General features: G+C 36.9%; 21 protein-coding genes. 1 reads left to right on the top strand and 20 read right to left on the bottom strand.

Translation table 11 applies throughout. The features are described from left to right. The 20 genes from JWQ85_RS16870 to JWQ85_RS16965 all read right to left on the bottom strand — a co-directional run bounded on the left by JWQ85_RS16870 (nucleotide 1) and on the right by JWQ85_RS16965 (nucleotide 25,631). Nucleotides 1-981, bottom strand: a complete 981-nt coding sequence (locus tag JWQ85_RS16870; RefSeq protein WP_299470070.1) for a KpsF/GutQ family sugar-phosphate isomerase — start codon at nucleotides 979-981, stop codon at nucleotides 1-3. Nucleotides 982-1,032: 51 nt separating this feature from the next. After that, nucleotides 1,033-2,979 (bottom strand): nucleoside-diphosphate sugar epimerase/dehydratase, encoded by a 1,947-nt coding sequence (locus JWQ85_RS16875; protein ID WP_299470072.1) that lies wholly within the window; start codon nucleotides 2,977-2,979, stop codon nucleotides 1,033-1,035. Nucleotides 2,980-3,334: 355 nt separating this feature from the next. Continuing rightward, entirely contained in the window at nucleotides 3,335-4,279 is a 945-nt protein-coding gene (locus JWQ85_RS16880; protein WP_299470074.1) for a glycosyltransferase family 4 protein, read from the bottom strand. Nucleotides 4,280-4,287: 8 nt separating this feature from the next. After that, nucleotides 4,288-5,232 carry an NAD-dependent epimerase/dehydratase family protein gene (locus JWQ85_RS16885; protein WP_299470076.1) on the bottom strand — a complete coding sequence of 315 codons (945 nt, stop codon included), beginning with the start codon at nucleotides 5,230-5,232 and terminating at the stop codon, nucleotides 4,288-4,290. Then, a complete protein-coding gene (locus JWQ85_RS16890; protein ID WP_299470078.1) occupies nucleotides 5,232-6,398 on the bottom strand; it encodes a glycosyltransferase family 4 protein in 1,167 nt (388 codons plus the stop codon). The genes JWQ85_RS16885 and JWQ85_RS16890 overlap by 1 nt, the downstream gene beginning before the upstream one ends. Before the next feature lie 6 nt (nucleotides 6,399-6,404). Beyond that, complete coding sequence (locus tag JWQ85_RS16895) at nucleotides 6,405-7,994, bottom strand: alginate lyase family protein (RefSeq protein WP_299470080.1); 1,590 nt, start codon at nucleotides 7,992-7,994, stop codon at nucleotides 6,405-6,407. Between the two features lie 8 nt (nucleotides 7,995-8,002). Continuing rightward, nucleotides 8,003-9,097 carry a non-hydrolyzing UDP-N-acetylglucosamine 2-epimerase gene (gene wecB, locus JWQ85_RS16900; protein WP_299470082.1) on the bottom strand — a complete coding sequence of 365 codons (1,095 nt, stop codon included), beginning with the start codon at nucleotides 9,095-9,097 and terminating at the stop codon, nucleotides 8,003-8,005. 6 nt (nucleotides 9,098-9,103) lie between these two features. Then, nucleotides 9,104-10,351, bottom strand: a complete 1,248-nt coding sequence (locus tag JWQ85_RS16905; RefSeq protein ID WP_299470084.1) for a chondroitinase-B domain-containing protein — start codon at nucleotides 10,349-10,351, stop codon at nucleotides 9,104-9,106. 5 nt (nucleotides 10,352-10,356) lie between these two features. Further along, on the bottom strand, nucleotides 10,357-12,468 hold the full coding sequence (locus JWQ85_RS16910) for a bi-domain-containing oxidoreductase (protein WP_299470086.1): 2,112 nt from the start codon (nucleotides 12,466-12,468) through the stop codon (nucleotides 10,357-10,359). A 3-nt stretch (nucleotides 12,469-12,471) separates the two neighbouring features. Further along, nucleotides 12,472-13,005: an acyltransferase gene (locus JWQ85_RS16915; RefSeq protein ID WP_299470088.1), complete on the bottom strand. Its 534-nt coding sequence runs from the start codon at nucleotides 13,003-13,005 to the stop codon at nucleotides 12,472-12,474. Then, complete coding sequence (locus JWQ85_RS16920; protein ID WP_299470090.1) at nucleotides 12,968-14,122, bottom strand: glycosyltransferase family 4 protein; 1,155 nt, start codon at nucleotides 14,120-14,122, stop codon at nucleotides 12,968-12,970. The genes JWQ85_RS16915 and JWQ85_RS16920 overlap by 38 nt, the downstream gene beginning before the upstream one ends. Before the next feature lie 48 nt (nucleotides 14,123-14,170). Continuing rightward, nucleotides 14,171-15,061, bottom strand: a complete 891-nt coding sequence (locus tag JWQ85_RS16925) for a hypothetical protein (protein WP_299470091.1) — start codon at nucleotides 15,059-15,061, stop codon at nucleotides 14,171-14,173. A gap of 2 nt (nucleotides 15,062-15,063) precedes the next feature. Then, nucleotides 15,064-16,518, bottom strand: coding sequence for an O-antigen ligase family protein (locus tag JWQ85_RS16930; protein WP_299470092.1), 1,455 nt, complete (start codon nucleotides 16,516-16,518; stop codon nucleotides 15,064-15,066). Between the two features lie 17 nt (nucleotides 16,519-16,535). Continuing rightward, nucleotides 16,536-17,684, bottom strand: coding sequence for a hypothetical protein (locus JWQ85_RS16935; protein ID WP_299470093.1), 1,149 nt, complete (start codon nucleotides 17,682-17,684; stop codon nucleotides 16,536-16,538). A 161-nt stretch (nucleotides 17,685-17,845) separates the two neighbouring features. Next, nucleotides 17,846-19,261 (bottom strand): oligosaccharide flippase family protein, encoded by a 1,416-nt coding sequence (locus JWQ85_RS16940; protein WP_299470094.1) that lies wholly within the window; start codon nucleotides 19,259-19,261, stop codon nucleotides 17,846-17,848. Nucleotides 19,262-19,290: 29 nt separating this feature from the next. Next, nucleotides 19,291-20,352 (bottom strand): acyltransferase, encoded by a 1,062-nt coding sequence (locus JWQ85_RS16945; protein ID WP_299470095.1) that lies wholly within the window; start codon nucleotides 20,350-20,352, stop codon nucleotides 19,291-19,293. A 79-nt stretch (nucleotides 20,353-20,431) separates the two neighbouring features. Then, complete coding sequence (locus JWQ85_RS16950; RefSeq protein ID WP_299470096.1) at nucleotides 20,432-21,742, bottom strand: nucleotide sugar dehydrogenase; 1,311 nt, start codon at nucleotides 21,740-21,742, stop codon at nucleotides 20,432-20,434. A gap of 60 nt (nucleotides 21,743-21,802) precedes the next feature. Next, complete coding sequence (locus tag JWQ85_RS16955) at nucleotides 21,803-24,163, bottom strand: tyrosine-protein kinase family protein (RefSeq protein WP_299470097.1); 2,361 nt, start codon at nucleotides 24,161-24,163, stop codon at nucleotides 21,803-21,805. A 24-nt stretch (nucleotides 24,164-24,187) separates the two neighbouring features. Beyond that, nucleotides 24,188-25,003, bottom strand: a complete 816-nt coding sequence (locus JWQ85_RS16960) for a polysaccharide biosynthesis/export family protein (protein ID WP_299470098.1) — start codon at nucleotides 25,001-25,003, stop codon at nucleotides 24,188-24,190. A gap of 235 nt (nucleotides 25,004-25,238) precedes the next feature. Beyond that, a complete protein-coding gene (locus tag JWQ85_RS16965; RefSeq protein ID WP_299470099.1) occupies nucleotides 25,239-25,631 on the bottom strand; it encodes an RNA-binding S4 domain-containing protein in 393 nt (130 codons plus the stop codon). A gap of 79 nt (nucleotides 25,632-25,710) precedes the next feature. Between JWQ85_RS16965 and JWQ85_RS16970 the strand changes: the two genes are divergently transcribed. Then, nucleotides 25,711-26,526: a 2,3,4,5-tetrahydropyridine-2,6-dicarboxylate N-succinyltransferase gene (locus JWQ85_RS16970; protein ID WP_299470112.1), complete on the top strand. Its 816-nt coding sequence runs from the start codon at nucleotides 25,711-25,713 to the stop codon at nucleotides 26,524-26,526. Nucleotides 26,527-26,561 lie beyond the last annotated feature (35 nt).

Here is a 26,561-nt window from a genome sequence, read left to right on the forward strand (position 1 = left end):
TTAAGCCTGGTTAAATATCTGGTAAACGCCCGTAAGAATGTTATCATCATTATGCACCAACAGTGTGGTTATCTTACATTCCATCATTAACGCCTCTGCATCATATACCAGTTCATGCTCGTTAATGATTTTAGGGTTGGTATTCATCAGATCGGTAATAGGCAGGTGATGAATATCGTTATACTTAACCAGGCCACGGCGCAGGTCGCCATCTGTTATTACACCGACTACATTTGCCGGTGTGCCCACTATTACCATCCCCAGCTTACCTTCAGACATTTGCAGTACCAATTGCGTAAACGTTGCTGTGGTATCAATAAACGGGAGTTTATCTGTACGCATCAGATCTTTAACCCTAACCAGCAATTTACGGCCAAGCCTGCCGCCCGGATGAAACCTTGCAAAATCGGCCGGACTAAAATCTCTCGCTGTCATTAAAGCTACCGCAAGCGCATCACCCATAACTAAAGTAGCGGTAGTTGACGATGTTGGTGCTAATTCTAATGGGCAGGCTTCTTGTTTTACACAAACATTTAAATGGTAGGTTGCATTTTTTGCCAGTGTAGAATTAGGATTACCGGTAATGGCTATGAATATATTTTTATTGTATTGCAGATAAGGGACAATTTTCAGCACTTCCTCGGTTTCGCCGGAATAGGATACCAGTATCACAACATCATCCTGACTTATCATACCCAAATCGCCATGAAAGGCTTCGGCGGGGTGCATAAAGAAACTTGGTGTGCCGGTGCTGGTAAACGTAGCAGATATTTTTTTGCTGATATGGCCTGACTTACCCATGCCACACACCACTAATTTACCAGCGGAATTAAGGATAGCATCAACGGTCTGGCTAAATTGCTCGTCAATCATCGAAGCAACATACTGCAACGACTCTATTTCTATATCAAATACTTTTTGGGCAATACTCTTCATAAGCTGCAGAAGCTCGGGATATTTTTGTATTGCAATTATACTCAATAAAATCAGATAAGCTAAATGATAGCTTAGCAATCGAACAGGATGATGGTGTTAATCTTGCAGCACCCTTAACTTAGGGGTATCTATCTGCACTCCTTCTGACCGCTCATTATCAAGGCCTTCAAACTTCGAATTTTTGCTGATAAACTCAGGAACTATATCTTTCATTTTATTTACCATTGCAAACTCATCGTTTTGCTTGTTTAATAAGATAAGCTCATCAATATCATCGGCAACTTGTTTATATGAATAAGATATAACCTTTGATATTTTTATTTTCTCGTGGTGTGTTGGCATTGTGCTCTCACCCTGGTTAAGCAGCTCTTCGTATAATTTCTCGCCCGGGCGCAAACCTGAATAAATAATTTTTATATCACGATCTGGTTGTAAACCGGCAAGTTTTATCATTTTAAGGGCAAGGTCAACAATTTTAACAGGCTCGCCCATGTCAAAAATAAATATTTCGCCACCTGTGCCCATTGTTCCGGCTTCCAATACAAGATGTACAGCCTCGGGTATGGTCATAAAGTAACGGGTAATCTCGGGATGGGTTACTGTAATTGGGCCGCCTTTTTGTATCTGTGCCCTAAAACGTGGTATAACCGAACCATTTGAGCCTAATACATTACCAAAGCGTGTAGTGATAAAGCAGGTGCCCTTATTGGCCGGACTATCTTTAAGCGATTGAATATAGATCTCGGCAATACGCTTAGTAGTACCCATAATATTTGAAGGGTTAACAGCCTTATCGGTAGATACCATTACAAACTTTCTAATTCCAAAAGCAAGAGAAAGATCGGCAATATTTTTGGTGCCCAGTACATTAGCTCTTACCGCTTCTGATGGGTTTTCTTCCATCATTGGCACGTGTTTATAAGCAGCAGCATGGTAAACCACTTCTGGTTCATAATCAGAAAACAGTTGATGCATACGGCTGTAATTCCTGATATCGCCAATAAATATTTTTATTGGAACCTCTGCAAATTTCTCTTCTACCTCAAGGCGGATGTCATGTAGTGGTGATTCGGCCTGATCGCAAAGAATAACCATTGCCGGGTTATATTGCAACACTTGCTGTACTATTTCTGACCCAATAGAACCGGCAGCACCTGTAATTAATACACGCTTACCCTGCAGGTCTTCAGATATGCGCGTGGTATCTATCTGTATAGTTTTACGCTGTAGCAAATCTTCAATTTTCAGATCTTTTATTTGCTGCATGTTAAGCTTACCATATATCCATTGGTCAGACGGCGGCACTGTAAGTACCTGGATACCTAATGCAAGGCATGTTTCAAGCGCTGTTTTTTTAGATTGCTCATCAAGGTGGTGGTTCATGATAATCATTTTATCAATAGCACGCTTCTCTTTCAGCTTAGCAAGTTTATTAATATCGTAAACTCTAACCTGCTGTATTTCTTTATTGATCTTACTTGTATCAGCATCTACAAAACCGGCAATAACAAAGTTGGTTTTGGCACTTGCCTCTAAAGCTTGTTTAACCAATACAGCACTGGTATCTGACCCATATATAAGTACTACGGTTTTTTTAGAGCTTGAATAATTATTGAGGTAATTAAAAGCGCTTTTTACAGCACTTCTGAGTAAAATAAGTAATGTACTTGATACTGAAAAATTTACCAGTAATACCAGATCAACCGTAGTGTTGTTGAGCTTTAAAAAAGGTTGAACCCATAGTGTTATAACCGCCAGGTAAATTATACTGCTTATAAATACCGACCCAAAAATACGCAGAACGTCCCTTGTGTTTGAGTACCTGATAAGCCCTATATGAATACGCATCAAGTACATTACTATTACAGCAATCATACAGTATAAACCTGTATAAACAAAAAAGTAGCCTCTTAATATATTGGTAAATTCGAACCGGTGAACAATAAAATAGGATGATGCAAATGACCAGGTAACAATAACAAAGTCTAACAACATTATTATCCATCTGGGCACAACCTTACTAAAAAGTAGATATTTTTTCATAGGTGTATTATATTGCAGATAATTGTGTAAAGTTAATATTTAAACCTAACCATAGTTATCTGTATATGTTTGACTTTAACTATTAATTGTTAATAGCCATCAATAGCCTTTTTAATAGTTAAATTATTGATAATAAGATCAGCATTAGATAAACTAATAACTGTACTTAATTGGTTCATATTAATCAATGTGCTTTCAGAACTATGAACCAATGTAACAACACAACCGGGGGAAATTTGTTGTTAACAGCGGCAAATATAATATTACAGTTTGAATAAATGAAATAATGTATTGATAGTTAACAATAACGAAATAATGTATTGATATTAATAATCCTAAGCTAACACCATTGTATTTATTTAAATACTTTCATTAAGCGGGGCTTAAAAATCAAGTATACAAGCATTAAAGGAAGCAGCACGATTATAAAAACTTCGAGCTGTGAAAAACGTGTATTTAGAATAACAAAAGCAATTACCAGTATCTGAATGAATGCATAACCGGCTGCAATAACTAAATGAGAAACTTTATGCTCGTTTGCCAGTAACTGATAAAAGTGCAGCCTGTGTGCTTTGAATATATTTTGTTTTAAAATTAACCGGTGTGCAATAGTAAGCACAGAATCGACCCCGTACACAGCCAGAAAAAGTATATAAGACCAGTTGTGATTTATAAATATTAGCTGGAACAGTAAAAAAACAATCCAAAAGGCAATGGTAATACTTCCTACATCACCTGCAAAACATTTCGCCTCTTTCCTGAAATTATAAAATAAAAACACAATACATGCCAGCATCGGGAACCATATCAGATCTGGATGAATAAAATTCACACTATATAAATTTACGTATTGTAAGCCGGCCAGTACAATCAAGGTATAGCACCCCGTTATACCGTTAATGCCATCCATAAAATTATATACATTTATTACACCTATAGCAATTATATACAGCGTAATAAACAAGTAGAAAGGCAGCTTGAAAACATCTAAGAATATAAACATGAGGGTTACAGCCACAATGTGTATTATAATTCTTATTTTATTTGAAAGCGTAATCCTGTCATCAATAAAACTAATAGTGCCAATAAGTAATCCCCCTAAAGCAGGTAGCCAATAAGCAGGATATAATACAATAATTAGTAAGTTAACAAGTGGAAAAAGTATTCCGCCCCCTCTAATTGTTATATCAGCATGCGAACTGCGTTCATTGGGGTGATCAATAATGTTATAATGATCTGCAATGCGGAAATAAAACAGCATTGCAACCCATAAGCATATAAATAAAATAAGGTAGGTCATGGGTGTAATTATATTTGTGATTTATAATTAAAGCTCTTTATAGTTTCTATAAGCCCATCTTGCGTACTAACCGGTAAGCTTTCTACATGCATTGCGGCTTTAAGCTTTTGGTTTGATACAACATAGTTTTCTGTAAGCTTCTTTAATCTTTCTGAATTTATTGGTAAACTTAGTTTATCGCCAATTTTCGAAATTGCTATTAACAAGCCCTGGCTTAAATAAAGTAGTTTAGGCTTACGATTTAATGTACCCGAAATAATTTTAACAACTTCAACCGTTGATAAGCTGTCATCATCGGCTATATTGTATATCCCCGATGGTATTGAGCTATCGGTTATCAGCCTGTTTATAATAAACTTTAAATTATCTATAAATAAGAAAGACCTTCGGTTTACAAATGCAGCCAACGGATAAGGTATCCCCTTACTTACAAATTTATATAGTAAATTAAGGTTGCCTTTATTACCCGGCCCATGTATCATACATGGCCTAAGGATGTATAATTTTTTATTTGATGGCAATGTTTGTGCTAACAGGTATTGCTCGGCCCTAAGCTTTGATTGCCCATAAGGCGTTTTAGGGTTTGGCTCTGCTTCTTCATCAAGCACATTGGTAACAGTATCTGCAGCGGCTTTAACGCTACTAAAATATATAAACGTTGTGGCCTGGCTGTTTAAAAACTCATCAAATAACTTAATAGTGAGGCCGGTGTTAACCGTAAAATATTCTTCCGGCTCTGAGGTATTTTGCAGATCGTGCGCTTTTCCGGCCAGGTGGATATAGGCGTCAAGCTGAAGGTTTCTCACCTCATTAACATTGCTCCATGCTATCTGGTTCTCAGAATCATTTACTGTTCTTGATAAATGATATATAGTGTGGCCCAAAGTGGTTAAATATCCACTAAGATTGCCTCCTACAAAACCTGTTGAACCCGATATTAAAATATTGCTCATTATAAATAAGATAGTATAGACTCGGCCATCTTTTTATTTATATTCTCTCTTGTAAAGTTTTGCAGAAAATTTTGCCTAAAGCCTGTAGTGTATGTATAGTTTTTTAGCTGCTTAACCATATCATCTGCGTCGCCGGGTAAAAAAAGTATACAGTTTGGAATATTATCGGCAATAAACTGATTGGCAAAACCTGCCACCCCTGCAATTATTGGTTTATCATAAGCACCCAATTCAAATATTTTTGAAGGTAACACTTTTTTAAATGCCTCATAATCATTCAGGTGCAAAAATAAGAAATCTGATTGATCATAAATAGCTAATAATTCTTTTCGGGATACCGGGCCCCTTAACTCTACATTTGTTACGCCCGCTTCTGTTAAACCATCTACCAGCTTTTGCTTTACACCACCATCACCAATCACCAGGAATTTATATTTATTGCCTAATGCTTTTGCCGCTTGTGGTATAATTTTATGTAAGCCCTGCCCCTCGCCCATATTACCCGCATAAGTAATTAAGTACTGGTCGTTATTGGCTGGTTGCGTAGCGCTCAAATTCATAAACTCAGGGTCGATACCATTAGAGAACGAACTGAATGTGGATCTGTTATATTTATCAAAATAGGATTTAAACCCTCCTGATATTAAATTTATATGGCTGGCGTAGTTAAACACCCTTTTTTCAATAACATTTAAAACAGGCAATACACCTGCTTTAAGAGCTTTACTTTTTAACACATCCTTCATGGTATCTGTAAAGATGTCGCGGATATCAAGATAAAGAGGAATGTTTTGCTTTTTGGCTATTGTGTATCCCAGATAGGCTGTAAATAAGCGTGAAGATGATGCAAATACTAGATCATATTTTTTGTCTTTTATGATCTTACGAGCTTCAAAAAAGTACGTTTTAAAAGAATTGATCTGATCTGTAAAACCACTTTTATGCGTTGGGATATGAATGCGATTTATGATCATATTATCGTGCTCCTCAAACGCGGGGGCACTGGTATCAAACGTTTTGTAACGATTAGGTAAGGTTGTTACTACATCAATTATGGCTTTACCCCGAACTTGTTTGGCTAATTCTTTAGCTAAAGGAGAGTTCCTGAAAGAACCGGCACATAGATCTGGTTCAAAATAAAAGCTTAGGTAAAGTATCCGTTTCATTAGTATTTATTGAAATATTATGCTGGTTTTCAGCTCGTTATTAAATTCTACCGATAGGTATTTGGCGGGCAAATATTTATTGTAACCATCAGCAAGTTCGTAGGTTAGTATTTCGAACTTGTTTACACCTGTAAACTGTATTGTAATAGTTTTGTTTAAAAGAACTTCGGTTTTAGATACCACATCTATTTCATACCCGGCATACAGGTGGAATATAGCCTTTGCGGGCAGGGGCTTTGATGCCGAAATAATATCTTTAATGGTTATAACATCAACGCCAAAAGTAAAACATCTGCTGTGATCTGCTGCAAATGTTTTTTTGTATCCGTTATGACTGGCACACAGCTCATGTGCAAGTTGTGTATGTATTTGCACCTGCGCACGCCTGCCTACCCTAAAACCTCCCCATACTTCTGATTGGTTTTTCCCGGACACTTCAACTGTATTATGCGCGTTGGTTGAACGTTCGTAACTTCTTTTTCCGCCTATCTGATACGTTGAAGTCCCGGCATCAACAAACACAGGTAAATTGTTACTGTATAAAACAAATGAGAGTGCATCTGAATGGCTGTGGCCCGGCTGATATGACGGCCCAACAGCTCCAACATCAATAACGCATTCGTATTTATCTGACTGGTATTTTCTATACCCCGAATCTTTTAAATTAAGCTGATTGTTTGCACTAATATTTAATTGTTGTGCAAAAGATTGCAACTGTGGGGTTGTAAACGTAATACCCGTTGCACTGTCATTAAAATGAGGTATATCGCCATTTTTAAAGCTTATCAATTGCAGCCACTTTAACATATCCGCAGCCTTTTGCTTAATAAACATTAAAAAGTCACCATCATTATTATTTACATTGGTATACCAATCGGCAAGTTCCAACACCCTAAAAAATATAATTTGATGGTACATTGGGCTTAGTTCAAAGTGTGCACCATCATCTAACACCTGTTCGTTCAGTTCCTTATAAAGTATTGCTTTGGCTGTTTCACACCAGGCATCCACATTAAAAAAATGGCCGCCCATAAATAGCGCGAAGGCATCTTCCAGCAAGTGATTGCCTAATAAATGATATTCAAGATTATCATTCAAGTAGGCTAATTGTGCATAAAGATCACGAATGATGTCTGCGTTTTTTAAGTCTGCGGCACTTATAAACCGGATAGTGTTCATTACCCTTAAAGCCACCGGGTAGGGTTCCAGCTTTAGCTTTCCACTTTTAAGCCAGCTGCCTATATCATTAAGTAACGCTTGCTTTTGCTGTGTAGTAATATCAGCCTGGTGCAGATAGTTAAAGTATTGAAGATTATAGTTCCACAGTTTTCCGTAGCCCTGGTAATCCCAATCAACAGCATCATTAAACGAATGCTGAAGATTTAAAAAGTTGAAAGTATTAGAAGGTTTAAGAAGGCCCGCCACCTGGTATTGTATATTGAAACGTAACGGATTGTAAACCGGCCCGGCTTTAAATTTATGTTCAAACCAGGAAAGGTTATGAACAGTTTTTAGCCGGTAATAAACCTGATAAACAATCTGTTTAAATTTCAAATACCTAACGGTACGGGCAAGTAATAAAATCTTCCTGATCACAGCTATGCTTACCTTTGTAAATTTAACAAGGCATCTACAATTCTTTGTGCTGTTTTACCATCCCATAATTCGGGTATTCCCCCTTTTTTCCATTCGCCTTTAAAAAGCTTCTCAAAAGCCGGCCCAATAGCTTTTGGGTTTGTACCTAACAGCTCATTTGTACCCATTGTTATGGTTTCGGGCCTTTCTGTGTTATCACGTAAGGTCATACAAGGCACCGCCATAACTGTTGTTTCTTCAGTAATACCTCCAGAATCAGTAACTACAGCTTTTGCATGCTGTACAAGGTAATTAAATTCCAGGTACCCTAAAGGCTCTATCATGTGTAGGTTTGGCGCGCTCACACCAGCATTAGCAAGCATTTTTGCTGTACGCGGATGAACCGGAAATACTAATGGTAACCCACGCGATGACTCTACTATAGCAGCCATTAGTTGTTGTAAACCTTCTTCCTCGTCAACATTTGCCGGGCGGTGAAGCGTCATTACAATATATTCTTGGGGCTGCAAGCTAAGTTGGTTCCAAACAGCGGGCTGCTTAAAATTAGGCATTTGCTTTAATAACGTATCTATCATGGTGTTACCCACAAAAAATATACGATCATCAGTTATTCCTGTTTTTCTTAAGTTATTATTCGCGGTATCTGATGTAGTAAAAAAGTAATCGGTAATTGCATCGGTAACCATACGGTTAATCTCTTCGGGCATTGTCCAATCGCCGCTGCGGATACCAGCTTCAACGTGGGCAACTTTAATGTTATTAAGCTTTTTAGCAGATATTGCGCAAGCCATTGTTGAAGTAACATCGCCCACAACCAGTACCAGATCTGGCCTTGTCTCCATTAGTACTTTTTCATAACGAACCATTATAGCTGCGGTTTGCTCGGCCTGTGTACCTCCACCTGCTTCCAGGTTTATATGTGGTTCAGGTATACCTAATTGTTCAAAAAAATCACCAGACATCTTTTTATCATAATGCTGACCGGTATGTATCAAACGGTAATTTATATCAAATCCTGCTTCATGTTTTTCTGTAATAGCGTTTATAATTGGCGCTATCTTCATGAAGTTGGGCCTTGCACCGGCTATAATATCAATATTCATATTTATTTATTTGTTTATTTTAAGATTTTGGTAGGTTTTAAGTTTTTGCATAATCTTACTATCGGTAGTAGGACTAAAGTTTTTCATACTGTACTTAAATTCTTTTATCCCGTCTGTACGGGCTTTAAGAGCGGGTGACATGCCATGCATAACACTCCCGTAATCACCCTCGGCAATTTTATACAAGCCATTGGTGTATAAAAAATTATTACGCATAAGCACTCCTTTAGGCAATTCGTCGCAATCGCTGCTCTGCAATACTTTTAAATCAAGCTGGCCTACAAATACATTATCGTTAACGGTTATATTATCTACAGTTTTATAAGTACACCCTGTGCCGCCTTTCATAAAAGTAATGCTGCTGGTAGGGCTGTCAAATACATTGTTACTTATAACATGCCCTGCGCCGCTCACCCTTACAGGCCATATGGTATTGGTAAACTTATTATTAATGATCTGGCATGAATCGCCAAGCCTTAATGAAACGCCCGAACGGCAATCAGTAAACGTATTGCCGGAAACAATAACCCCGCTTGATTTACAGCTTATCGTTTCAGAATCGCCGAAATAATTAAGGAAGTTGTTATTTATAATTTTACAGTTTGAACGGCTGTTACCAAACCCAACCCTGATAGCTTCTAATGCTTCGCCCTTGCGCGATTTTACATTTCTGAAAATGCAATTCGATATAGTGTTATTATCCCCAGTCCAACCTTTTGAGTTTACGTGGATTACCGGCAGCCTGTTTTGCTTACCCTCAAAAGTGCATTTATCAACCAGATTGGTTTTCCCAAAAAATTCGATCCAGTAAAACTGCGACTTTACATCCATATCCGGGAACGTACCTGTGTACTGAAAATCGCAATTACTAATGGTATTATTATTTGCAGAATTTTTCTTTGTACCTATCTGAATCAACGCTTCGTAATCACGGTAATTTATCTGGTTATTTACAAAAGACACATTGCGTACGGTAATAAAATCACCTGTAACAATTATGCTACTGTTACCTCTGAGTGTGGTTTTACCACCTGCACCGGCAACAATAAAGGGCGCCCCCGAACTACCGCTACCGGTTATGATAATATGCGTATCATTCAATGAAGCCGGCAGGTTATATACCTGCCCTGGCGTTGCATTTATACGTATATCATCTGCCTTTACAGCTGATATAGATACAAATGTTAAAAATATAACTGATGCAGCTTTGATAGCTAAATTTGCTACACGGCTTTCTTTCACTAATCGTTTCATGATATTTAAGTTATTGATACCCAAGCCCCTGTTTTTAGGCTTTCTATAGCACCAAACGACGCCTTTGTTGTATTTAGTATTTCATCAAAGGGTATCAATGAATCGCCGCCAGATTTAACACGATCTATAAGTAACTTAAACTGATCTTTGTGCCCTTTATCCAGACCTGTTTTTAGTTTCGAAAATCCTTTAAAGCCATAACCTTCGGTAACCCTGAAGTTATCCATTACAGCGATACGCTCTTGCGAGTAAACTTCAACCCGTTCTTTTGAATATGATTTTGAGCCATTAGCAAAGTAGTTGATAACACCGGTACTACCGTTTTCATATTTAAGTAATATGGAAGCGTTATCGGTATTCTCTTGGGGGTTTGTGCCCATAGCATTCATTACAACGGCTTTTACCTTGCTGCCTGTTAAAAACGTTATCAGGTCAATAAAATGGCAGGCCTCGCCAATTATACGGCCACCGCCAACTTTCATATCATGTACCCAAACGTTGGCCGGTATGCTGCCCGCGTTCATGGTAGCTATAACATTCATAGGGCTGTTGCCTACCAGTTTTTTTATCTTTTGAATATGCGGTGAAAATCTGCGGTTAAAACCAACGGTTAATGTTTTGGTACCGTCGTAAGCTGCAACTATTTCTTCCAGCTCCGCACCGGTAAGCGCCAGCGGCTTTTCAACAAATACATGCTTACCCGCTTTTAAGGCTGCAGTAACCATACGCGCATGCTGATTGTGCCGTGTAGTTATCATTACCAGGTTTACAGCAGGGTCGCTTAATATCTCGTTATAATCTGTAGTACTCTTGGCTATATTATATTTTTTAGCCATTGTGGTACCGCTTAAGCCACTTGCACTTGCAATAGACACAATTGTTGCATTTGCTGTTTTTAAAGCCGGCAACATAGTCATATTGGTAAAGTTACCAGCGCCTATAATTCCAATACCAGCTTCGCCGGCACTAAAACTACCCTGGTGTAATACAACCGTGTTTGATGCGTTACTTTCCTCCGGATACTCTAATACAGATGCTATTGAACCCTTATTACTTATGTTGTCATAAATTTCTTTGTAGTTCTCTAATGCTACCCGTTCGGTTATTAATGACTTAACGTCAAGCTTCCCGGTTGAAATTGACTGCAGGATGGTTTCAAAGTTCCTTTTTTCAGTCCAGCGTACAAATGCCACAGGGTAGTCAATTCCAGATTGCTCGTACATTTCATCGTAACGACCGGGGCCATATGAGCATGATACCTGGAATGACAATTCTTTCTCATAAAACTCAGCCCTGCTAAGGTTAAGCCCAATAACACCTACTAAAATGATACGGCCGCGTTTACGGCTCATTTGCGCTGCTTGCGAAATGATCTCATCTGTTTTAGCTGATGCGGTTATAATAACGCCATCTGCGCCAATACCGTTGGTTATATTTATTACCGATTTAATTACGTCATCTCCTGCTACGGGGTTAACAACCAGTATACCTTTTTTACGGGCGATCTCTATTTTTGCAGGATCCAGGTCAACACCTATTACGCGGCAACCGCTTGCTACAAGTAATTCGGCTGCAAGCAAACCAATAAGGCCTAATCCTATTACAACAATAGTTTCGCCAATTGTGGGTTCGCATAGGCGTATCCCCTGAAGGCCTATGGCGCCTATAACTGTAAATGCAGCTTCTTCATCACTCACATTATCTGGTATAGATGCAACCAGGTTTTTAGGAATGTTAACATACTCGGCATGGGGGCCGTTTGATGCCACACGATCGCCTACCTTAAATTCACTAACGCCCTCGCCTACTGCTATAACTTTACCTACATTACAGTAACCTAACGGCAACGGCTGGCCAAGTTTGTTAAACACAGCTTCAAGCGTGGGCACTAAGCCTTCGGTTTTTATTTTATCTAATACCTGCTTAACCTTATCTGGCTGCTGGCGGGCTTTTTGTACAAGGTTTGCCTTACCAAATTCTACCAGCATTCTTTCTGTACCCAATGATACAAGGCTTCTGGAGGTTTTTATAAGTACGCTTCCTCTTGATACTTGTGGGGCAGGAATCTCTTCTAATATAGTTTCCCCGGTTTTAAATGATTGTATGAGTTGTTTCATCGGCTAAATAAAAATTCCGTTTATAGATTTACTGTGAAGTTTGATATCAGAATCGTTATCAAACCTCATTCTTAATTTTTTTGCGGGTATGCCTGCATATATGCTATAGGGCTCAACTGATTTGGTGACTACCGAGCATGCCGCTATAATAGCTCCCTCACCAATCTCAACGCCATCCAATACGGTAACCCCATGGCCCAGCCAGCAGTCTTTTCCAATAACTACCCCTTTTCTTTCGGCACGGCCTGTATCCCTAATGGGTACGCCAACTACATCAAAACGGTGATCGCCTCCTATAATAGAAACGCGGGAAGCAAACATGGTATAGTCGCCAATTTTAAGATCATCAATTGATAAATGACAATTGTTACCGATATAAACAAAGTTGCCTACCGTTAATTTTTTACAATTGATAAAGTTGTTTTTACCCATGTAAAAGCCTTTACCCACTTCTGAGAATTTATATTTCACAGTAAGCAGATACGCCATGCGGAGCGCTTTATAAACTTTTTTTGGAAACTGTGTAATTGATGGCATTTGATATTTGCTTTACATAATTTTCAACATTGTACTGTTCCTCTATTTTGCGCTTTGCATTCTGTTTTAATGATTGCAATAATTCGCGATCGTTATAGAGTTTCTCCAGATAATTAAATAAGCTATCCTCATTCAAATCCACATCCAGCAAACCATTGGTTTCATCTATTAAGTCTGCTTCACAGCCATCGCCTATAGAAGCAATAACAGGCAAGCCATATGTCATAGCTTCAGAAACCGCCAACCCGCCAAGCCCTGGCAAAACAAACACATCAGATCCAATAAAGTAATTTTCAACGCCCTTTATCATGTTACCTGTGAAATTGATTTTTTTTACACCCAATTTATTTGATAGCGCTTTTAAGACCTCGGAATGGTTTCCACCTCCAACAATATTCAGGGAAACATCTGTATGTTTGGCTTCAAGCTTAGCAAAAGCTTTAATTAACATTTCAATGTTTTTTTCTTTGTTAAGTGCCCCAACAAACAAAACATTAAACGAATGGTTTTTATGAAACTCGCGGTAAATGGCATCTGTATCAATAGTTTTTAATGCCGCCAGTTTGCTGGCGGTATCAACCACATTTACGGCCACAAAAATTCTTTCTTCGGGAACCCCTATCGCTAAAAAGTACTGTTTACCTATTGTACTGTAGGATACTATGGCATCGCTATGCTTCTCCATGTATTGAACAATACGATCTATTTTTTTCCTGCTTACATCATAATCACGCTTTTGCAGTTTACCAAGGCTCCACCAAATGTATTTTTTCCCAAATAATTTGCAATACGCAAATCCTTGTATAGCATTTAAAAAATTTGAGGCCCCCTCGGTTAATATCACATCCGGCTGCTGAAAGCAGAGATAAAAAAACAGGAATGGGCTAAATGGCATTGCAATAAGCCCATTTGCTGATTGCTTTTGTAATTTATATGAAATTAGCTTTTTGCTTTTAAAAGGAATTGCGCCTGTTGAGTTTACAACTTTTGTACCTTTAAAATCAGGGCCGTGGAGTATCTTAAAATCTACATTATCTACCTGAGCTATTTTTTCAAAGATGGGAACACGCCAGTGTTGTATTACCCTGTATAGTACAAAAATTTTTAATTTTTTCATTAACTTTTTAAAGTAAAGTGCGGTTTTGATATCGTAAACCCATCATTTTTAATGATATAATAATGGGCGGGTATAGTCAATTATGATCTTGTCTTTTATTTTATTTGAATCAACATTCGATAACGATCTTGGTATCTTCATGATCTTTTTTGTGCCCTTTTCGCTTCCTTCCCACCAAAATACTCCTTTAACCTTCGTTCCATCTATGTTATAATTACGTATTATTGATATATAATTTAACATATCTTGCTTTTCTATTATCTCGCCGCCATGTAACTTGTTACCAGGATTAATCATGTACCATATAAAAGGTATAACGGGTTTGTTCAATCGTTTTCCATACTCCAAAGCAACTTGCAGATTTTGCCTAAGGTATTTTTCATTGGCAGACGATCCTTTTTCTTTATCAGTAAAAAGTATGTAAAGTGATGGTGAAATGAAATCGCACAAACTTAATACTTTATCAAGTTTGTGGTTATTGTTCCAATAGTTTTGATAAGTATAATAAGTTCTGAATGGCAACCCGTATATGCCAATTTTTAAATTAGGCCTGATCATCCTTATCTCATTTATTAGTTGCACAAATTGGTCAACTGCATCGTTGAATTTATTGTCGTTAAAATTTTTCCTTTGCAGATTTTTGAACGCATCGTTTTCCAAATCGATCGATAATATGCCTGCGGCATTTTTATCAGGATAAAGTTTGTCCAAATTATTTTTTATCAATTGTTTGTTAACAATATTTTGATTTAGCGGATCTATACCGTTTTGCCCCAAAACCCGATAGAACCGATACAGGTCATTATTTTTAAAAGGAGTTTCGTCACTATAACTATCCTTCCTGATATAAAAATGAAACTTGGCATCGACTTTTTGAGAATACACATTTACCGAAAGAAAGAATTCGACGCTAAATAAAAAAACAAATACAATTTTCATAATTATGCTTTATTTAAAATTGTCTTGTATGAACCATTAACCAATGTAACACCTATAGCTTTCCGTTTCCTTTCAATTGATATATTTAATGTTATAACAAGGGCTAAAGAGAACCAAAACCAGCCCGCTTTATACAAAGCTCCGCTGAACATATTTTGAACTAAACTTTGTATAAAAATTACCACTACCCAAGAGTAACGTTGCTCAAACTTCAAAACTTTAAAAGAAGCTGTTAACCCTTTAATTATTAGTAATAAGAGAGGCAAGGTCCCTAAAATTCCGGTGGTTTGTAGCGCTTCGATTATGATGTTGTGGGGATAGAAGGCGAAGCCGACCACTTGAAATTTGTCACCAGCTATAGGATGTTCAGTGAATTGCGCCCAAGATTGCTTCCAGATTACAGTTCGAATAGCTGACGAGTTCCCTTGGCTTATGTCCTTATCGGTATTACTTAACCTTTCAAATAAATTACTACCAAACAATTGCGCTAAGTAGAATAGTATTACCATGGATAGTAATATCAAAACGATGATTTTAACGTTTGCAAAAACACTTCTTTTTTTTGATATCATAATCATAAGAAAAGGAACATAGAGGGCAATTAAGGATCCTCTTGATGCACCTAAAAAAAATGGAATAAGTGAAAGTGCAATGGTTAAAATGCAAAAGGTTTTTAGACTTAATGATGACGCATTTTCAAATAAAAATGAAACAATAACACCGATTGCGAGCGCACCGCAATATGATAATATTAAAGGAGATAAAACTTCCTTTCCTGCTGCATCTATAGTTACGCGCCCGATACTAGATCCGATAAACTGTTTATACACAGTTGCCGCCAATAATGCGAAAACAAACGACGACAAAAGGATGGCGTTAAAAATTATCTTAAGACAATGTGCATTTAATCGAATGCGAGTGGCGAATATAAACGGTAGACAGCCAAATGATAAGAAATATAAAAAAACCTCTTGATAGCTAATGCCGTACCGGTTATTTTGAATAAAATCCATTGCAATACGAAAGAGGTACAGTAAAGAGAACCAAATCATTAAGTTTATTGAATAACGATTCTTGGTTTTAGGGTTCAATATAAAACCAACGCCTAAACCTAGTACTATTAATAAACGGACAGGAATAGTGAAAAACCTAGATAAGCTAGTTAATCCTATGTTAGACAATATAAGTAAGATAATAAATGATCCTATAAATGTCAGGAAGATTGTTGTATATAAAAAACCCGAACTTAGCTTACTATATTTTAAAATTATATTTTTTTTGCTTTTAAAAGAAATTTCACCTGTTGAGTTTACAACTTTTGTATCTTTAAAATCAGGGCCGTGGAGTATCTTAAAATCTACATTATCTACCTGGGCTATTTTCTCAAAGATGGGAACACGCCAGTGTTGTATTACCCTGTATATATATAGTACAAAAAAAAATAATTTTTCCTTCATTGCTTTAATATGATCTCTTATGTTAAGCTTCTTTTACTCATTCGCTTATTCATGATAGACAGAAACACTAATCCTGTTAAATAGCCATAAGAAAGTAAGATGGTATGGTATTCGGTATTAACCAGGTTTATACAGCATAGGCATAATAATACGGTTGCCGGCAACAGCAGGCGTATATTAAGCTTTCTTGTAACTTTTAATGATATATCTAATAGCATAAAAAGAAATGGGTATAATATAAAGGCAAAGTACCCCATGTACGAATAGTAGGAAAAGATGAAAGATGTATTCATTAATCCCGAATCAACCGATAACCTGTCACTTGACTGGTTCATCATATAGTTGGCTACGTTTACATAATTATCGCCCGTGAAGGGTTTTAAGAAGCTTATCCCGTTAATGCCCCAAATACCGTGTCGTTGTACATAGTCGAGCCAGGTTAGCCCGGTTTCCATAGGGACCTTTATGCTCCTCCTCAGTAATATCTCATTATAGGTGAAGAGTATATTTTCTAAACTAAAATTACCATGGAACTTATTTATCTGTAAGGACACCGGCACAAACAATAATACCAGTATAGAAATTACAATAGTTAATATAGGCACCTCGAAATTTACTATGAACAAAATGGTAATTATCGAACTAAGCAATACGTAAATCCCGTGTGACCTTGCCCCGGATAAAGACGACATTAAAGCGATGAACAATATAAGCGTGAGCTTTAGAGCAAAGCTCTTCCATTGCTTATTTTTGAAGTTTCTGTAAAGCCCCCTTGTTATTATAACAACTGCAATTATAGCCAGTACCTTGTTAAAAAACACATAGGTATATCTTACAACAGCCGGTGCATTTTTTAATGACTCCTCACGTGCTATAGTTGAGTCCAATGCATCGCTGCCGCTAAATATTTGGAATAGTCCGGTTTTCTTTAAAGGGGTGTTTAGCAAAAATATACCAACAATTGCTACCGATAATACAAATATCAAGCTAAGTAGAAACTTGTAATCTTTTTCGGGGATTATTTTATTGGTTTGATATAGCTTTGAGTAAATATTTTTGGCTGTGTTGATGTAAGTTCTTTGTACTATAAAGCAAAACAACAAGGGAAGCACCTGCGTAAGTGCGAAAAATAAGTAAGGTTGCTCCAGCCGTTGGAATATCTCCATACTATATATGGTAGACGACCATTGTATTTGAACATGAAAAAATAGCAGGAACCAAAAAGACGGCTTTACTATAAGATACCTTTTAGTCTTAAATACCTTAACTAAGATAATAGAGCATATTACCGAAAACAGTATGGATAATAAAATGAATATCTGTAACATTATGCAACTACCCCTTTAATAGGCTGTATAGCAAATACAGCCTTAAGTTTTTTAAATAATGAAAACAATAAAACCGATAAAATTATTATCCCAATTGCAAATACCAATACCTGCACAGGCATACGGTTATTAAAATATGCCATTATAAGCAATAGGCCATTTACAAACAGAAACATCAAAAAAATAAATCTCAAATAAACAGTATCCCAACCGGCTTTGATCCTGCTCCACAAATTGGTTATGAGCGCTAAGAACAAGTAAGTACAAAAGGTAGATATAGCACCACCCACAATACCCATTTTAGGTATAAATAGAAAGTTTAAGCCAATATTAACTATGGCAGATAGTACCGTTGATGTTGCAATAAACTTAGTTTTATTAATTACTGCTAACTCATAATTGGCTACTGTATAAAACGGAATTATTAAGTGGGCTGCTAAAACATACCCAAGGCAGTTAATTCCCAATATGTAATCTTTTGACACGTATTTTAAAATAATTGGTTCAAATGAACATTTTATTGAAAATGCTAAAATCCCGGCACATATAAGTACAAACACAAGGTAAAACTTAAGTATGGTTTGATAAGCCGCTTTGTTATCATGATGCCTATAGGTTAAGGGTTCAAAGTAAGAGGCTACGGTACCATAAAAAAAGAAGATACTGCTTCCCAATGAGTATACAAATGTATATACCCCTAACTGTTTACTATCTAAAAAGCCGTTAACAAAAAACCTATCGGCATAGCTCAATATATTACCGCTCATAGCATGAAATATTAGCGGAACACCAAAGCCTAATAACAATACAGTGTTCTTATCAAATTTAGCTAAACTTTGCAGTGGTTTATAATTACTGTAAATGAGCTTGGCATAAATAATAAAGAATATAAAGCCTGCTGCAAAACATCCATATATATAACTTAAACCGCTTTTAAACCAGTATGCCAAAATAAATACTGCCACAATTTTAATGATCTGATATAACGCGCGGGTTTTCCAAAACATAGCTGCATTTTCTGTTATACGCGAGAGCGACATTAATAAACGTGCCTGGTTATAAAACAAAATTGATACAAGGAAAACAATAAGGTGAGGAAATATGGGGATGTTAAACATCTCCTTCTTCAATAAGTACACACCGCCAGATATCAACATAATTAATATCAAAAACAATGTAACCAATTGAAAAGAATACTTTAACACATTAAAGCTTTTTGGATTATGAAACCTAAAAATAGCTTTTTCCTGGCCTATTAAAGTTATGGTAGAAACTATCCCTTCAATCGCTACCAGCAAACCAACTATACCATACTCCTTCGGGCTAAGAACCAGCGGCAGTAAAGCTATTGTTAACCAGTTTAGAGCTTTACTTAAGCCCTCGGCTGCGGTATATGAAAAGAATTTTTTTAACACAATTGTTGGTATGTATAATAACTTATTAGTTACACTTGCCCTTTTATTATAGTATACCTGTTCTTTATTTTTAACAGTGGTTTTTCAAAAAGGTAATAGGACAGTGTTGGTATTAAAATGCACAGCATTAATATAAACAAGCCCAGTTTTATAGGTACGCTGTCTACATTATCCATATGTGATACCCCGAAGTAAACTAAAATGGGTAAATGGAATAGATATAAACCATAACTTATTCTACCAAAAAACCGCATTACAGAATTATCAAAGAACTTTAGTAACCGTGGATATATCCCCTGGAAGGCTATGATCAAAATACTCAGTAAAAAGTAATACGAAAAAGCTGCAGAAAATATAAACCTTCCAAAAGACATTAAAGGAACATTTGGAACTAAATGACATGCGCAGGTACAAATTAAAAACAATACGGCTAAAAAAGCAGGTTTTTTAATAGAGTACTGATCTATCTTACTTTCGTTATAAGCCAATAATGCTCCCAGGCAAAGTGTTAAAATACGCACGTTACTAACCCTGTTTATAATTTGCACGCCATTATCAAAAAACATTAAGGCGAGTATTGCCGATAAAATGGCTACGCCAGGAATAATATATGCTATTATTTTGTTCGACCGCTCTACCGAAAAATAGCTTATAACAAATGGCCAAAACATATAGAAATGTTGTTCAACACATAAAGACCATGTATGCCTTAAAGCGTTTTCACTATCATTAAAAGAAAAGTAGTAGTTTGATAGATACAGTGCCGACCACCCCACTTTTGACCATGATATAATTAACCCTACTAATAGTATAACCAGGTAATACACCGGGAATATCCTAATAAACCGCTTAAAGTAAAAATTACCATAGCTAAACTTATTATGCTCTTTTTCCCATAGTAAAATCCGGGTGATTAAAAATCCACTTAGTGCAAAAAATATATCAACACCAATGTAACCCGCATATACAGCTTTTGAAGCTAAATGAAAGTATTTGAATCCGATACCTCCTTGTAAAAGTGGGAAATGGGCCCACAAAACCAGCAAACAAGCTATTCCTCTGATACCATCAAGAGCTATTATTTTTTTCATCCAGTTCTTATTGCGCTATGAGTGTTTAATATATAATACCAAACTACCCTCTATAGCTAATTTGTTATGGAAGCTTATATTATAATCTGCCATCAATTAAAGATCTGTCTAAACAAGCTTTGGTGTCAAATATAACCCCATTGTTGCGTTTGATCTTGTGGTAATCAAATTCAATAAATTCGTCATGAGCTACAGCTACTATAATAGCATCGTATATAACGTTATCTTGTAGTTTGTTTAAAATATCTATTCCGTATTCGTGCTTTACTTCTGCGGCATCAGCCCATGGGTCATAAACATCTACATTTAAACCAAACTGTTTTAATTCATGATAAATATCTACTACACGGGTATTACGAACATCCGGGCAATTTTCTTTAAACGTTATGCCCATTATTAGCACCTTAGAACCTTTTATTTTATGATCCTTATCAATCATAAGTTTTAACACACGGTTAGCAACAAAGGGCCCCATGTTATCATTAACCCTGCGACCTGATAAAATAACTTGTGGATGATAACCTAATGACTCTGCCTTGTGTGCCAGGTAATATGGGTCAACACCTATACAATGCCCCCCAACCAAACCTGGTTTATATTTTAAAAAGTTCCATTTAGTTCCGGCAGCTTCAATTACATCATTAGTATCAATACCAATCCTGTCAAATATTAAAGAAAGCTCGTTCACAAAAGATATATTAACATCGCGCTGTGCGTTCTCAATAGCTTTTGAGGCTTCTGCAACTTTAAGGCTTGGTGCTTTATGTGTACCTGCTGTTATTATTGAACGATATAACTGATCAACTTTTTCAGCAATTTCCGGAGTAGAGCCGCTGGTAACTTTTTTGATTTTTGTTAACGTATTGATTTTATCGCCCGGGTTAATCCGCTCTGGAGAATAGCCTGCAAAAAAGTCAACGTTGAATTTCAATCCAGATACTTTTTCAAGAACAGGCACACAATCTTCCTCGGTACAGCCGGGGTAAACAGTAGATTCATATATAACTAAATCACCTTTTTTTAGTATCGAACCCAACATTTCAGATGCTTTTATAAGCGGAGTAAGATCTGGGGCTTTAAACTGATTTATGGGCGTAGGTACAGTAACTATAAAAATATTGTATTTGTGCAATTCTTCTCTGTTATAAGAAAAATGCAATCCTTTATTAGCGTTTGTCTTTTTAGATTCAATAACTTTTAACAGTTCTTCAATATCAGCCTCTTTGGTACGGTCTGCACCGCGGCTTAATTCTTCAACCCTGTCTTTGTTTATGTCAAATCCCAGTACATCGTACTGTTTCGCAAACTCTAATGCAAGCGGTAAGCCTACATAGCCTAAACCTATAACGGCAATTTTAATTGGATCGGTCTGTTTTTCAAGTGATGGCATAGATGGTGTGTTTTATTATATAATTATTTAGATACCTGCGGTAGATCAGGCATATATCAATTATGATTTGGATTTTTTAGCGAAAAAAGATTTCTTTTTAGGGGTTTCATCGTCCTGATAATATCCCCCACCGTAACCGTAACCGTAACCATAGCCGTAACCATAGCCACCATTAGCATCAATGGAGTTTAAAACAATATTCAGGTTCTTGAACTTTTTGTTGCTATAAAAATTCTGAATAGATGTGATGTGATTTTTAGCTGTGTAGTTATGCCTTACAATAAATAAAGTGGCATCAACGTATTCGGCCAATATTTGAGCGTCTGTTACCAAACCTACTGGCGGGGCATCTAACAAAATATAATCAAAATCCTGTTTAAGCTGGTCTAAAAGCGTTTTGATTTTGCCATTTACCAAAAGTTCCGCCGGATTAGGAGGTATAGGGCCGCAGGTAATTATATAATAATTTTCCTGTTGAGCTATCTTCTTTATAATGTCCTTATAACCAACTTCACCAATAAGGTAGTTTGATAGTCCTTTTGTGTTATCTATCTCTAAACCTGCATGTAATTTAGGTTTACGAAGGTCAAGCTCCAATATGACTACCTTTTTGCCAGACATAGCTAAACTTGCTCCCAGGTTTAATGAGATAAACGATTTACCCTCGCCGCTTATGCTTGATGTAAATAGCATTACCCTGTGCCCTTCTTGTGGTATTACAAAGTTTAAATTAGTACGTAAGGCTCTTAATTGCTCCGCAACCATTGATCTTGGTTTTGTTGCAACCAATAATGCCGATGCATCTTCAGAGTGAGATATTTCGGCCAAAATAGGCACTTTAGTAACACGTTCGATATCCGACCGTTTAGAAACCCTGAAGTTTAACATATCTAACAAGTAGATAATGGCTGCAGGGGTAATCAGGCCTATTAAAACAAATACAAACATTATCATTTGTTTTACCGGCTTAAAAGGAAACTTGCCACTGCGGGCAACATCAATGGTTCGGCTATCTGCCGTTGTAGATGCAAGCGAGATCTCTGTTTCTTCCCTTTTTTGCAATAAGTAAGTAAATAAGGTATTCTTAATTTCCTGCTGACGCATAACATCAATTAAACCACGCTCTTTTGAAGGCACCTGGCTTATAACCGATTGGAAAGCAGAATTCTTAGAATCCAATTGACTCTTTATCACCTGCAAACCACTCTTCAGGTTTTTAGTAGACTGGCTAATTGCAAGCTTTAATGATTTGATCTGGTCATCTATAGAAATAACAATTGGGTTAGTTTCTGGTATGGTTTGCAGTAAACTTTGTCTTTTTAGCTGCGTTTCTGCCAACTGGTTTACTAAACCTAACAAAGTAGGGTCTTCTATACCCAGCATAGATGGCACCTGCGATTGTTCATTACGGGCGCTGTACAGATAGTCTTCAATGTTTTTTAATACACCCAGTTGTATATTAATTTTACTTAATTCGGCATCGTTACCTTGTACACTTTGTAAAAATATCTGCGATTGCGAACTGATATCAGTTATTTGGTTGCCCGATTTATAGTTCTCAACTTTTCTCTCGGCCGTGCCTAATTCTTCCTGTAACTTCTCTAACCGGCCCTTAATAAACACCAGCGTACTTGAAGTAACCTGATTTTTATCATCAATAGCAGCCTTGTTATATTCATAAACTAATCGGTTTAAAATATCCTCACCTCTTGATGGCAATGCATCTTCAAGGGTAATAATAAGAACTGTACCTTGTTTACTTACCGGGTCTACTTTAATTTTTCCGCTAAGGCTTTCAATCAGTAACTCTTTATCATTAAATTTAAACTCAATTGGGTCATTTAGTCCGCTTTTGGGCGCAGAAGGGCTTGGGGTTACCAAAAACTCAGCCCCACCAATATTTATTGGCTGGCCTAAGGGGTATTTTTTACCATTTATGTTTATCTCTTTTGAATTAATCAAACTAAAAGTATAAACTAAACTATAATCAACACTATCATCAGCTTTTAAAAGCTCTATTTTGCAAGGCACACGGTTATATAATTCGTGCTTGCGTACACCTTTTGTATTGTAATAAGTAGTTTGCAGGTTTAAAGCATCAATAGTACGCTGTAACAGGGTGTGCGATTGAAGTATTTGAATCTCGTTGTCAATTATCTTATCAGATGTGAACAGGTCAAGATCTTTTAAAAGATCGTCCTGGCCACCTAAATTACCTTTATTATCCTTTATTAAAAGGTCGGTTTCTATTTTATATAACGGGGTAGTTAATTTAACATATACATAGCCTAAGGCTGTTGCAATGATAACGGATAATATAAACCATTTCCAATGAATAAGGTATTTGTGTAAAATTTCCCTTATGTTTAATTCATTCTCATCCTGAAATTCAAGATTGTTAGTTTCGTTATTAGTGGTCATTTGTATGTATCGGTAGAATGAGTATTATTTATATCTGCTAAATATGATTGCAAGGAACGACAAAGCGCTTAGTATTATAGGTAAAAGACGGTATGATTGCTCAGTTTGTGCAGTCTTACTCTTGCCTTGTTCAACATACACCAAATCGCCCGAATGCAAATAATAATACGGAGAGGTAAATATTTCTCTTGTGTTTAGGTTTACCCGGCCAAACTCTTTTTTTCCATTGTTATCTCTAACAATCAAAACGTTTTCGCGCTTAGCAAATATGGTTAGATCGCCTGCCATACTTAGTGCTTCCGGCAAGGTTACTTTTTCATTTGGTATTACATATACCGATGGGCGTGCAACTTCGCCCATTATTGATATTTTGTAATTTAAAAACCTAACATTTACTGTAGGTTCTTTTAAATATGTTTTTAAACGATTTTTTATGGTATCACGTGCCTGCGCTGTTGTAAGGCCCCCAAGTTTAACCGCACCAATTAATGGCAATTCAATCATACCATTGGCATCTACTAAATTTCCATTTGCAGTAGACTGCGTTAAAGGTAAACTTCCGGTTGCTGTAACAGCATTAGTGTTATCGGTGCCAATATTACCACTTGGCACATTATATGGGTTAAAAAAGCTGCTCGCGGCAGGGTTTAGCGAACTTATAGGTATAGCTAAGATATCGCCGGGCTGTATTGTTGGCACATATTGCTTAGCAACATTTATGGTATCAGACTCGTTAAGTTCTTTTTGAAAGTAGACAATACGCTTTTGATTGGCACAGGACGATAATATAACAAGAGCGGTGAAGAACAAAAAAATATTAAGGCAGATATTTTTTTTCATATATTTTTTCAATGGTATTTGGGGCAAAAGTAGACTTTTTTGTTAAATTAAAAGAATGTAATTAAACGCATTAGCCTTTACACGGAATTAAAAAAAGGCAATTTTAATGAGTGATATAGCCGCCATTGGTTGAATATTAATTACTTTTTTGGTAAACATTCTTCTAAAATAGCCAGCAGCACCCTCATTCCCGAATGCGACGATTAAACGCATACAAGGATTAATTGTTTTTACTTTATTTAAAAAAGTCATCTTTTAGGTCATCAATCTCTCTTCGATCACGCTTTGTAGGGCGGCCTGTACCGCGATCGCGGCTTAATAAAGGTGCATGAAACACTGATTTAAACGCATGAGTTTCTTCTTCCGGGGTAATATCTTCATAAAACATAACGGCGGTTTTGGCATCGGTACGGCTTTCTAACAGCCCGGTAACTTTTAGCACCCTTTTATCCGGCCCTTTTGATACGGTGTACACCTCGCCTATTTTAACCTCATGCGATGGCTTTATATTATTACCCTCCAGTTTAACACGCCCTGCCTTGCAGGCATCGGAAGCCAGCGTACGGGTTTTAAACGCACGTATCGACCATAAATACTTATCAATTCTTAATTTTTCTTTCTCAGCCATGGCGCTATCTATATTCTTAACACTACTATAAAACAAATCTCCTTAAAATTCCTTTAATTTGACAAAATTTATATTTCTGATGATCGACCTTAAAAAAATGATTGAGGATGCCTGGGATAACCGCACCCTTTTAAGTGAAAATGATTATATCAATGCCATAAATACTGTTATTGAGCGATTGGATAAAGGCGAAATACGTGTTGCCGAACTAATAGGCACCCGCTGGCATACAAACGACTGGATCAAAAAAGCAGTTATATTATACTTCCCTACCCGTGCTATGGAAGAAATTAAAGTTGGCCCTTTTGTGTTTCATGATAAAATGAAACTAAAAACCAACTATAAAGAACTTGGTGTGCGTGTAGTGCCCCATGGTATTGCCCGTTATGGCGCTTACCTGGCTAAAGGTGTTATTATGATGCCATCGTATGTAAACATTGGCGCTTATGTTGATGAAGGCACCATGGTTGATACCTGGGCTACTGTAGGTTCTTGCGCGCAAATAGGCAAGCATGTACACTTAAGTGGCGGTGTTGGCATTGGCGGTGTATTAGAGCCCGTACAAGCTGCCCCGGTTATTATCGAGGATAACTGCTTCCTGGGTTCGCGTGCTATTGTAGTTGAGGGCGTACATTTAGAAAGTGAAGTAGTTTTAGGCGCTAACGTGGTTTTAACCGCGTCTACCAAAATAATTGACATAACAGGCTCCGAGCCAATTGAATATAAAGGCCGTGTACCTGCCCGTTCGGTAGTAATACCAGGCTCATATGCCAAAAAATTTGCAGCAGGCGAGTACCATGTACCATGCGCGCTTATCATTGGAAAACGTAAAGAATCTACCGACAAAAAGACATCATTAAATGATGCTTTAAGGGAAAATAACGTAGCAGTATAAGTATGAGATGTGAGATATTAGATTTGAGATTAGCT

The organism is Mucilaginibacter sp. (genome assembly GCF_028288105.1).
GTDB lineage: Bacteria > Bacteroidota > Bacteroidia > Sphingobacteriales > Sphingobacteriaceae > Mucilaginibacter.